Origin of the sequence: Puniceibacterium antarcticum, from assembly GCF_002760615.1 — a bacterium.
GTDB lineage: Bacteria > Pseudomonadota > Alphaproteobacteria > Rhodobacterales > Rhodobacteraceae > Puniceibacterium > Puniceibacterium antarcticum.
Map to the genome: position 1 here is coordinate 46,772 of NZ_AWWI01000017.1, position 9,525 is coordinate 56,296.

Consider the following 9,525-nt stretch of genomic DNA (forward strand, 5'->3'; position numbering starts at 1 on the left):
GCCATGGCAAACCTAACGCATCCCGCAAAGCCTGCCAAAAGCTTCGACTTTTACAGCACCGATCCTACCAGCCATGTCGATGGACATCACGATACTGGCACGATGCTGGGGTTCTGGATCTACTTAATGAGCGATAGCCTTATCTTTGGCATCCTCTTCGCGATCTACGCCGTCCTTGGGACAAACTATGCCGCCGGACCCGCGCCGGCGGACCTTTTCGAGATTAAGAAGATCCTTCTGGCAACATTCTTCCTGCTGTTTTCATCGATCACCTATGGATTTGCCGTGATCAATATGCAGCAGGGCAAAGAAAGGCAGATGACGACTTGGCTGTTGGTCACGGGTGCCTTTGGCATCGCGTTTCTGGTGATGGAGCTGCTCGAGTTCCAGCATCTTTGGCATCTGGGCGCCGGACCGGGGGCGAGCGCCTTTTTGTCTTCCTTCTGGTTTCTGGTCGGCACCCACGGCCTGCACGTTTTGTCCGGCACGATCTGGCTGGCTGTCCTGCTGGTGCAAGTGCAAAAGCACGGGCTGAACGAGGACAACAAACGCCGGATACTGTGCCTGAGCCTGTTCTGGCACTTCCTCGACCTGATTTGGATCGGGGTCTTTTCCTTTGTCTACCTCACGGGGGTGCTGCTATGACCACACAAGATCACGACGAACACGAAGCCCACGGCTCCTACCGTTCCTATTTCATCGGCTTTGGCCTTTCCGTCGTCCTCACTTTGATCCCCTTTTGGATTGTCCTGAGCGAAGTGGAGATCAATCTCTGGCTGGCCCTGACGATCATCTTCGGTCTGGGCGCGGTCCAGATCATGGTGCATGTATCCTACTTCCTCCACGTCACTGTGAAAGCAGAGGAAGGTTGGCAGGTCATGTCAATGGTCTTTACCGGAATTCTGCTTTTGATCGTTTTGGTCGGCTCGATCTGGGTAATGACGCACCTCAACAACAACATGATGCCCGCGCATGACCAGATTGATCGCGTGCGCGAATTGCAGTGAGTGCCGCGCGACGTCCTATCTGGGTCGATGTGACGATTCTGGTGCTGGCGGGTATGATGCTTGTCAGCATGATCGCCCTTGGAAATTGGCAGATACGCCGGTTGGCATGGAAGCTGGACCTTATCGAAAAGGTTGAGACCCGCGCCTATGGCGATGCGGTGCCCGCCCCGCCGAGCACCGCACCAGAGTATCTCCGTGTCTTCGCCTCAGGCACCTTTGCCAATGACCTGAGCCTTCGGGTCAAGGCGGTCACAGAGTTTGGGCCCGGTTACTGGATCATGACCCCGCTCAGGACCAGTGACAGCGTTATATGGATCAACCGCGGGTTCGTGCCAAACGCTATTGACCAAGGCGCTTGGAGCAAACCTCAGCAACCCATTGAGGTGATTGGACTGGTGCGTCTGGACCAACCGGGGGGCACCCTTCTGGAAAGCAATCAGCCCGCGACCGGGCGCTGGGTCTCAGCCGACCTGACGGAGATGAGCAGGGCCGCCGGTCTGGAAAATGCGCAAACAGCGTATTTCATCGATGCCGATCGCGCGGATTCGAATATCCCCTGGCCGCGTGGTGGACTGACCCGCCTGACATTTAGCAACACCCATCTTATCTATGCATTGACTTGGTACGCGATGGCCGGACTTTTCATTGCCGCCATGGGATATGTCATTCGAGAACGCCGTAAAGCATCCGATTGAACTGTCTGCCCAGCAATATTGCGTTTGGGAAAATTTGTGGATCAGGCTCTGGCTAAAGCGCTTCGGGGACACGTGACTGACGAGGGATTTGCATCTATGCCACTTTTTTCCACACATGTGCATTCGCGTTTAGTCTGAACTCTCTGCTGCGGCGAATGTCTCCTTCGACGGACGACGTTGCATCAACCGAGTAAGCTCTTGGATGGAAGTTTGGAGCCGTATTGTCCCTCTGCCACGCCGAGCCGCCGGTCTTTGCAAAAATGTCGTAATGGGGCTCGTCGCTCACCTTCACTGTTGTGAAGTGCCATCGGGAGGTTGTTGAGGTTTCGTTGCCCTTCGCACGTAGGAAGAGTGTCACCGGGGTTTTGCCGTTAGGCCCGCCCCAAATTTCTTTGCGAAGAAAGGGTAACAACATGGATCTGTATATTGGTTTGAATGTTTCACTGGAAAGCACTGCAATTTGCGTACTGTCATCCTATGGCACGGTGATCAGGGGAACGACAGCGTCCAGCGTGCCAGAAGATCTGGAGAGGCGATTGCGATCACTGTCTGGACCATCGTCAGCGTCGGACTGGAAGTCGGGCCGCTGTCGCAGTGGCTCTATCGACACCTCAGTGAGGCTGGTTTTGATACGGTTCTGATGCAAACACGGCAGGAGTAGGGCGCCCTGAGGGAGATGCCGATCAAGACTGACAGGCAGGATGCCGAAGGGATCGCGCGATTTTTGCAAATGGGATGGCTCCGGGGTGTCCACTGTAAATCGATATCCGCGCGCTGCTGTCCTCGCGCAAGGCTATCCTGCTGCCCATCGTAAACCTTGAACTCTCGCTCCGGGGCGTGTTGCGTAATTTTGGGCTGAAGATGGACGTATCGCCAAAGGACGTTTCGAGTCGCGGGCATGGGAACGCGCCGATTGCATTTTCATGCTTCAAGCCGCTGCAGATCCGGTGCTGAGGGTCCGCGCTGCTCTGCGCACCGAGTTGGCAGGCTTGGAGAAGCGCGCCCGAGACCACGCCAAAATCGACTCGCTTTATCACAAGTTCGTGGCCATACCCGGCATAGTCAGTTTATTTCCCAGCGCTTGAATAGGGCTCTGATACGGTAGCTTCAGGCGACGATCTCACCCACGTAGCCAACTCAGAGGCCATGGGCATTTATTCGTGCGCAGCAGTAAAAGGCGGCGTTGAGGCGCTGGCGTTTAGGGCGAAAGAGAACTGCGATTTGATCATGGACAGAGAGGAACATCTGAGCCTGTCTTGCTGATTTGAACCGGCCGAATATCTTCTCTCTTCGGCGGGTGTGCCGATGTGACGCCTCGCTGAGATTGTTAATCCCTTGTGCGATCTTTGATCAACGCCAGGGCAAAACTCTAACTTAGCAACGCCATAGCTGCGCAATTTATCCGTTACAATGGCCCGAGGCCTGCCCCACCGCTTCAGGAATTTCCTTAGAAACCGCTTTGCAATTTAGCGTTTCGGCGCGGCTGCATCAGGATTTCGAGCGTGTCTCCCCTGCCATCGACCGCACGCCAGAGCCAGTGCTTCTGCTCGTGGATCGGGATCACAACTTCGTCCTAGTGCCGGTTGTCGGCGGACTGGGGGCGATCACGCAGGAACTTGGACGCAATCTGCGCTCCAAATTTTGCCACCCAATTTCGGGTCGCCTCATGGCTGACGGTTCTGCCGCGTCCTGCCAAAAAATCCTCAACATCCTGCAGGCTGAGGGCGAAACGGCAGTAGGCCCCGACGGGATAGCCAATAGCCAAACGTGGAAAGCGATAGCCCTTCAGGGCCAAGGAAGGGGGCAAAGTATCATTGTCCTGCGTTAGCCTCACAGAGAGGTACCGGCAGCCTTACAATGCCGCCCGACGGGTTCGCATGGGGGGAGCATGCGCAGTGCCCGGGCGGTCGAACGCACCACCGAAGGGCGGGTCACTCTGATTCGTGTTCAGCATGAATACAAAGGTCACGGGTTACAGTCGTCCCGACCCCCGGGACATGCCTCTAGAGTGATGCAAAAAGGCATGTTTTACAGAACTGGTACGATAAGTTTAGCACGTTTTATTTCGTGTGGGCGGGTTTCAGCGACATTAATATCGCAATTAGGCTGGCGTCGCGAAGCAAAGTCAGAATGAGAATTACCAACGTGCTGCCCGATGATTAGTTAATAAATTGTTAACTGCCTGTGGTGGGCAGTGTTTGTTCGCCAAGGCGACTGGATCCCTGAAAATGATTGACTGGCTTTTTTCGGCACGGCGGCTGCGGGTAGCCCGAGACATATTTTGTGCAACGACACCCCGGGCTGCAAGGACGCTGTTATGCCTTGCCGCCTTCACAACCGCAGGGCCCGCTCACGCGTTCCAAGGCTGGGGGCAAGAATATCTCATCTGTAATTTCAGGGCTTTCTGGTCCGTGAATTCAGCACCGAACACAAATACCACCTTGTTCATGTCAGGTAGTGGACGCGTCGCAGGTGGCTCTTACTGGAGCAATGACGCGGTGCCCGTACGCGTCGGGGGGCAGAGTGCGATCACAGCCTCGGCGCTGGAATCTGCCTGCAATCAGAAAGATGTGACAATCATTTCCCAGAAGGGCGCGACGGCTGCAAGTTTGGCCGCAGAAAACTACATGGGGGTCGTCTGGCAAGGGGACAGTGGCGATCAGGTGTCCGAATATGAGGTTGCCATCGTCGGGGCCACCGGCACGCGCGCCGTCAATAACCAAAGGGTGATAGGAACGCGCCCGCGTGTCAGCGTTACGTCGGATGTCTCTACGCTGTTGTACGGCCAGACTGCGACCATTTCCTTTGAGCTGACCCAAACCGGCAACTTGAACGACCTCGGTGCAATTGTGGTTTCCGGCGGCAGGCTGGGCGCCATCACCGGCAGTGGCACCACCTATTCCGCAACATTCACTCCTGATACAAACGCGACGACATCGGGGGTCATCACGGTTGGCAACGCGGCGTTCAAAACCCTGGCGGCCAACCTGATCAACAAGGACGCAGCCGAGGCCGACAACAGGGTGAGCATTGCCGTCAACACCGTTCTGAATGCCGTTCCGACGGCCCGGGCCGGGGTTGACAGAACCGTTGCGTCTGCGGCGAGCGTGACGCTGGACGGCACCGGCTCTGACGCCAATGATCCTGGCCAGACGCTGAGCCATGCTTGGATCCAGACCGGTGGCGTTGCGGTGGTGCTGTCTGATCCGACAGCTGCAGAGCCCCGCTTTACCGCGCCGACGCTGGCCATCGGCGATGCCGATGCGCTGCTGAGCTTCAGCCTGACAGTGAATGACGGGTTCGACTCCTCGGCCGCCGATACCGTGGTGATCACGGTGCAGGCGCCGCTGGACACCGAGGCGCCGGTGGTGACGGGGCCCGCGGATATTACGGCACCGGCAGATGCGGGAACGGCAACGGTTGTCGTGACCTACACTGCCCCGACTGCGACGGATAATGTCGGTCTGACGTCTGGGCCGACGCTGACCGCCGGTCTTGCCTCTGGGTCGGCTTTCCCCGTGGGCGTGACGACCGTCACCTACGAAGCGACTGACGCGGCGGGCAACACAGGGACTGTAAGTTTCACTGTCACCGTGACCCCTGACGTCACAGCGCCGACGATCTCCATCGCGGCCTTAACCGGTGCGTCAAACGACGATCTGACCGCAGAGATAACCCTGTCGGAGGCGAGCACTGACTTCGAGGCCAGCGATCTGAACCTCACGAACGCCAACGCAATACTGACAGGCAGGGGCACCAGCTATACTGCGGTACTGACGCCGGTTGCCGATGGGGAGGTTGCTTTGTCTGTCGCGGCAAACAGCTTCACGGACGGGGTGGGCAACGTCAACACGGCGTCCAACAGGGTCACAGCCATCCACGACGCAACCGCCCCAACCATCAGCATCGCCGATTTCACCGGTCCGCTGAACGGCGATCTGACGGCGGTGGTCACATTGTCGGAGGCGAGCACAAGCTTCACCCAGGCAGACCTCTCCCTGGTTAACGCCACGGCCAACCTCAGCGGCTCGGGCTCCAGCTATACCGCCGTGCTCACCCCGCTTGCGGATGGCACAGTCTCGCTGTCTGTCGCCGCAGGGACGTTCACCGACGCGGCGGGCAATGGCAACACCGCCTCCAACGAAGTCACCTCGACGCATGACGCAACCGCCCCAACCATCAGCATCGCCGATTTCACCGGTCCGCTGAACGGCGATCTGACGTTATCCACGGTCAGGTAAGCGTCCGTGCCATCCACAAAGGTCCAGTGAACAACATAGCGGCTTTCGTCGCGCGTGATTTCCTTCAGCACCCAGGCGTCTCCGAGGGCAAGATCATCTGCAAAAACGCATTCGGCCGACTCCGCGGTAAATTCCGCGATCACCTCACGGAGAGTGTCGTAACTGGCTTGCTTCGCTCATTACCCGTGATCCACTTTGGATCCCATACGCAGCCGAAAGCTGCCCGCTCAACGCAAGCGTCCTGCAACGCCAACAATGCGAAGGTGCTGTCTCCCGGCGCTCCGCCACCGGGATTGTCTGCAAGGTCTGCGATGACCACCGGTTTGTCGACTTGCCTTCCATAAGCAATGGCATCGGGCAGCTAGAGATGCTTCGTCCGGGCATCCTCCCTGATGGCCCAGAAATGTTCGGCGATCTGACGTGCCACAGTCTTGGCCTGATCAGGGTTTCCGTCTGAAATGCACCACGCGCCCGCGGTCGCTTCAGCAATGTCACCCCACGGAAACCCGTGCGCCAGAGACACCGACAGCACACCCGGCTCACGCTCCAGCGCAAGCATTTCCAGCACAAGCTTGCGCATTGCCGGATTGGTCGTGATCCAGAGGCCGACCATTGGACAGGGAACGAACCGCGTGCCGGAAACATCGGGACCTCCAGCTTTAGCGTGACGGTGGAGGATGGCGAGCCCCCGGCTGTAACTGTGCCCGGGAACCTCACCGTGAATGCCGAACCGGGGTTGGCAACTGCTGTTCTGACCTATGCGGCGCCGACAGCGACGGACAACATGGCAGTGACCAGTGGCCCGCTGCTGACGGCGGGTCTTGCCTCTGGCGCGACCTTCCCGGCTGGCGTAACGGCAATCAGCTATGCGGCAGAGGATGCTGCGGGCAACATCAGCACGGCGAACTTTACCGTCACGGTGGTGGATGGCGAGGACCCGGTGATCACCGTGCCCGGAAATATCATCGTACCGGCAGAGACAGGCACTGCATTGGCTGTCGTGACCTATGTGGCTCCGACGGCGACGGACAACCTCGGCGTGACATCGGGGCCGGTGCTGACCGCTGGTCTTGCCTCTGGGGCGGCTTTCCCTGCGGGTCTGACGACCGTCACCTACGAAGCATCTGATGCGGCGGGCAACACGGGGGTGGGGAGTTTCAGTGTCACAGTGACCCCCGACACCAGCGCGCCGATCATCTCCATCGCGGCCCTCATCGGGCCTGCGAACGGCGACCTGACGACAGAGATCACTCTGTCGAAGCCCAGCACAAACTTTGAAGCCAGCGATCTCACCCTCACGAACGCGACCGCCATACTGACTGGCACGGGCACCAGCTATACTGCCGTGGTGACGCCGCTTGCCGATGGTCCTGTTTCGATCTCAGTTGCACCAGGCGTCTTCACTGACGGAGTGGGGAACCTCAACACTGCCTCCAACACAGTCACTGCGACCCACGACGCCACCGCACCCACCATCTCAATCGCACCCCTCACCGGCCCGGCGAACGGCAACCTGACGGCGGTGGTCACATTGTCGGAGGCGAGCACAAGCTTCACACAGGCTGACCTCTCCTTGGTTAACGCCACGGCCAACCTCAGCGGCTCTGGCACCAGCTATGTCGCTGTGCTGACGCCGCTTGCAGACGGGGCAGTCTCGCTGTCTGTCGCCGCAGGGACGTTCACCGACGCGGCGGGCAATGGCAACACCGCCTCCAACGAAGTCACCTCGACGCATGACGCAACCGCCCCAACCATCAGCATCGCCGATTTCACCGGTCCGCTGAACGGCGATCTGACGGCAATGATCACCCTGTCTGAGGCGAGCACAAGCTTCACACAGGCTGACCTCTCCTTGGTTAACGCCACGGCCAACCTCAGCGGCTCTGGCACCAGCTATGTCGCTGTGCTGACGCCGCTTGCAGACGGGGCAGTCTCGCTGTCTGTCGCCGCAGGGACCTTCATCGACGCCGCAGGCAACCTCAATACGGCCTCCAACGAAGTCACCTCGACCCACGATGCCACAGCGCCCACGCTCTCCATCGCCTCGTTCACCGGGGCGATGAAGGGTGATCTGACGGCCGCGATCACCCTGTCGGAGGCAGCTACCGATTTCGACGGATCCGATCTGTCGCTTGTCAATGCCACGGCGACTCTTACCGGCTCGGGCACCAGGTACACTGCCGTTCTGACGCCCGTTGCTGATGGTCTCGTCTCTCTTTCGGTCGCGGCGAGCACCTTCACCGACGCGGCAGGCAACCTCAACAGGGCCTCCAACGAAGTTACATCGACCCACGACGCCACCTCGCCAAGCGTTTCACTGACCACGACGCAGGCATCGACGGCAGGTGCCGCAACGTTTGACGTCACGATCACCTTTTCCGAAATCGTAACGGGTCTGGTGATCGATGACTTCGAGCTTGCCAACGGTTCAGCCTCCGGGCTCACCGGCAGTGGACTGGACTATTCCATGACAGTGCTCGCAAGTGGTGCGGGTATTGCCACGGTCGTCTTGCCCGCTGCGGCGGCGCAGGATTCGGCAGGAAACGGCAATCTGCAGTCCAACACGCTGTCCGTGGCCAGTGCGACGGTGCAGGAGACGCAGGAGCAGATCGCGACCTTCATGCAGACGCGGGCCCGACAACTTCTTGCCAGTCAGCCGGATCTGAGCGGGCTTTTGAGCGGATCGCGTGGGCGGAGTTTTTCGACCATCGCGACCCAGGGTTCCGGCAACTTTTCCTACGCTTCAGGGACCGAAAAGTCTGTCTGGATGCTTCTGAACGGCAGCTGGAGCAAAGTGGATGGCGAAAAGACCGCCTATGTCTTTGGCGCCCTGGGAAGCCATGTGACCTTTACCCCCAACCTGCTGGTCGGGGGCATGCTGGAGTTCGACCACTCCGAGTCGGGCCAGGACGGTGCAGAGCTTCGTGGCACGGGCTGGCTGGCCGGGCCGTATTTCGTCGCGCGTCTGCCCCAGGCTCCGGTGTATTTTGAAGGACGTGCGCTCTTTGGACAGTCTTCCAACAAGATCACGCCGTTTGGCACCTATACGGACACTTTCGACACCCAACGCGCCCTGGCACAGGTGAAGGTTTCCGGCGAACTGCAGTCGGGTGCGCTGACCCTTCTGCCCAACCTGGGCTATGCCTATACTGAGGACCGGCAGAAGCGGTACGTCGACGGTCTGGGCAATGACGTCCCGAGCCAGACACTTTCGATGTCGGAAGCTTCGCTCGGGCTCGACCTGAGCTATGGTGTCGGCTGGGTGCGCGCCAACAACGCTCTGACGCTCTCCGGCGGGATCAAGCTGATACGCTCCAACACCTCTGGTGAGGGCTATGCGATCGAGGTGATGCCCGAAGACAGCGCTCTGCGCGGACGTATCAACCTCGGCATCGACTACAGCATAAGGCAAAACACCCGGTGGCGGGTTACACTCGACTACGATGGCCTCGGCCTGTCCGACTATGAGGCCGTCGGAGTCGAAATCGGGTTCCAGCGCGCATTCTGATCAAAAGGTTCCTGAAGACGGGGGATGTCGCCAAGTCTGCGATGTCCCCCTGCCATCAGCCTCAGAGAGGCTGA

At 59.1% G+C, this 9,525-nt stretch carries 8 protein-coding genes and 1 pseudogene; 6 read left to right on the plus strand and 3 right to left on the minus strand.

What is annotated here, in order from left to right; genetic code table 11:
- Positions 1 to 3 precede the first annotated feature (3 nt).
- From cyoC to P775_RS01535, 4 genes are all read left to right on the plus strand, one after another.
- Positions 4 to 645 carry a cytochrome o ubiquinol oxidase subunit III gene (gene cyoC / locus P775_RS01520; protein WP_099909306.1) on the plus strand — a complete coding sequence of 214 codons (642 nt, stop codon included), beginning with the start codon at positions 4 to 6 and terminating at the stop codon, positions 643 to 645.
- On the plus strand, positions 642 to 1,007 hold the full coding sequence (gene cyoD, locus P775_RS01525; protein ID WP_099909307.1) for a cytochrome o ubiquinol oxidase subunit IV: 366 nt from the start codon (positions 642 to 644) through the stop codon (positions 1,005 to 1,007). Before cyoC ends, cyoD begins: the two co-directional genes overlap by 4 nt.
- Positions 1,004 to 1,702, plus strand: a complete 699-nt coding sequence (locus P775_RS01530) for an SURF1 family protein (RefSeq protein WP_099909308.1) — start codon at positions 1,004 to 1,006, stop codon at positions 1,700 to 1,702. Before cyoD ends, P775_RS01530 begins: the two co-directional genes overlap by 4 nt.
- Positions 1,703 to 2,162: 460 nt before the next feature.
- Positions 2,163 to 2,363 (plus strand): hypothetical protein, encoded by a 201-nt coding sequence (locus P775_RS01535; RefSeq protein WP_099909309.1) that lies wholly within the window; start codon positions 2,163 to 2,165, stop codon positions 2,361 to 2,363.
- Between the two features lie 476 nt (positions 2,364 to 2,839).
- On the opposite strand, the pseudogene P775_RS01540 reads toward P775_RS01535, so the two are convergent.
- Positions 2,840 to 3,509, minus strand: a pseudogene (locus P775_RS01540) (IS6 family transposase).
- A gap of 604 nt (positions 3,510 to 4,113) precedes the next feature.
- On the opposite strand from P775_RS01540, the gene P775_RS01545 reads away from it, so the two are divergent.
- Positions 4,114 to 5,943: a beta strand repeat-containing protein gene (locus tag P775_RS01545; protein WP_180287280.1), complete on the plus strand. Its 1,830-nt coding sequence runs from the start codon at positions 4,114 to 4,116 to the stop codon at positions 5,941 to 5,943.
- A gap of 139 nt (positions 5,944 to 6,082) precedes the next feature.
- Here the strand turns inward: P775_RS01545 and P775_RS29360 are convergent, their stop codons facing one another.
- The gene (locus tag P775_RS29360; RefSeq protein ID WP_180287281.1) at positions 6,083 to 6,262 is read right to left on the minus strand and encodes an MlrC C-terminal domain-containing protein; all 180 of its coding nucleotides are present in this window, start codon (positions 6,260 to 6,262) and stop codon (positions 6,083 to 6,085) included.
- A gap of 42 nt (positions 6,263 to 6,304) precedes the next feature.
- Positions 6,305 to 6,556 (minus strand): M81 family metallopeptidase, encoded by a 252-nt coding sequence (locus tag P775_RS30055; RefSeq protein WP_099909314.1) that lies wholly within the window; start codon positions 6,554 to 6,556, stop codon positions 6,305 to 6,307.
- Here P775_RS30055 and P775_RS01555 point away from each other — a divergent pair.
- A complete protein-coding gene (locus P775_RS01555; protein ID WP_099909311.1) occupies positions 6,452 to 9,451 on the plus strand; it encodes an Ig-like domain-containing protein in 3,000 nt (999 codons plus the stop codon). The two genes, P775_RS30055 and P775_RS01555, sit on opposite strands and share 105 nt — an antisense overlap.
- Positions 9,452 to 9,525 lie beyond the last annotated feature (74 nt).

Excerpts from the sequence above, each read along its gene's own strand:
- cyoD (WP_099909307.1), top strand. The coding sequence starts at position 642 with ATGACCACACAAGATCACGACGAACACGAAGCCCACGGCTCCTACCGT.
- P775_RS30055 (WP_099909314.1), bottom strand. The coding sequence starts at position 6,556 with ATGGTCGGCCTCTGGATCACGACCAATCCGGCAATGCGCAAGCTTGTG.
- cyoC (WP_099909306.1), top strand. The coding sequence starts at position 4 with ATGGCAAACCTAACGCATCCCGCAAAGCCTGCCAAAAGCTTCGACTTT.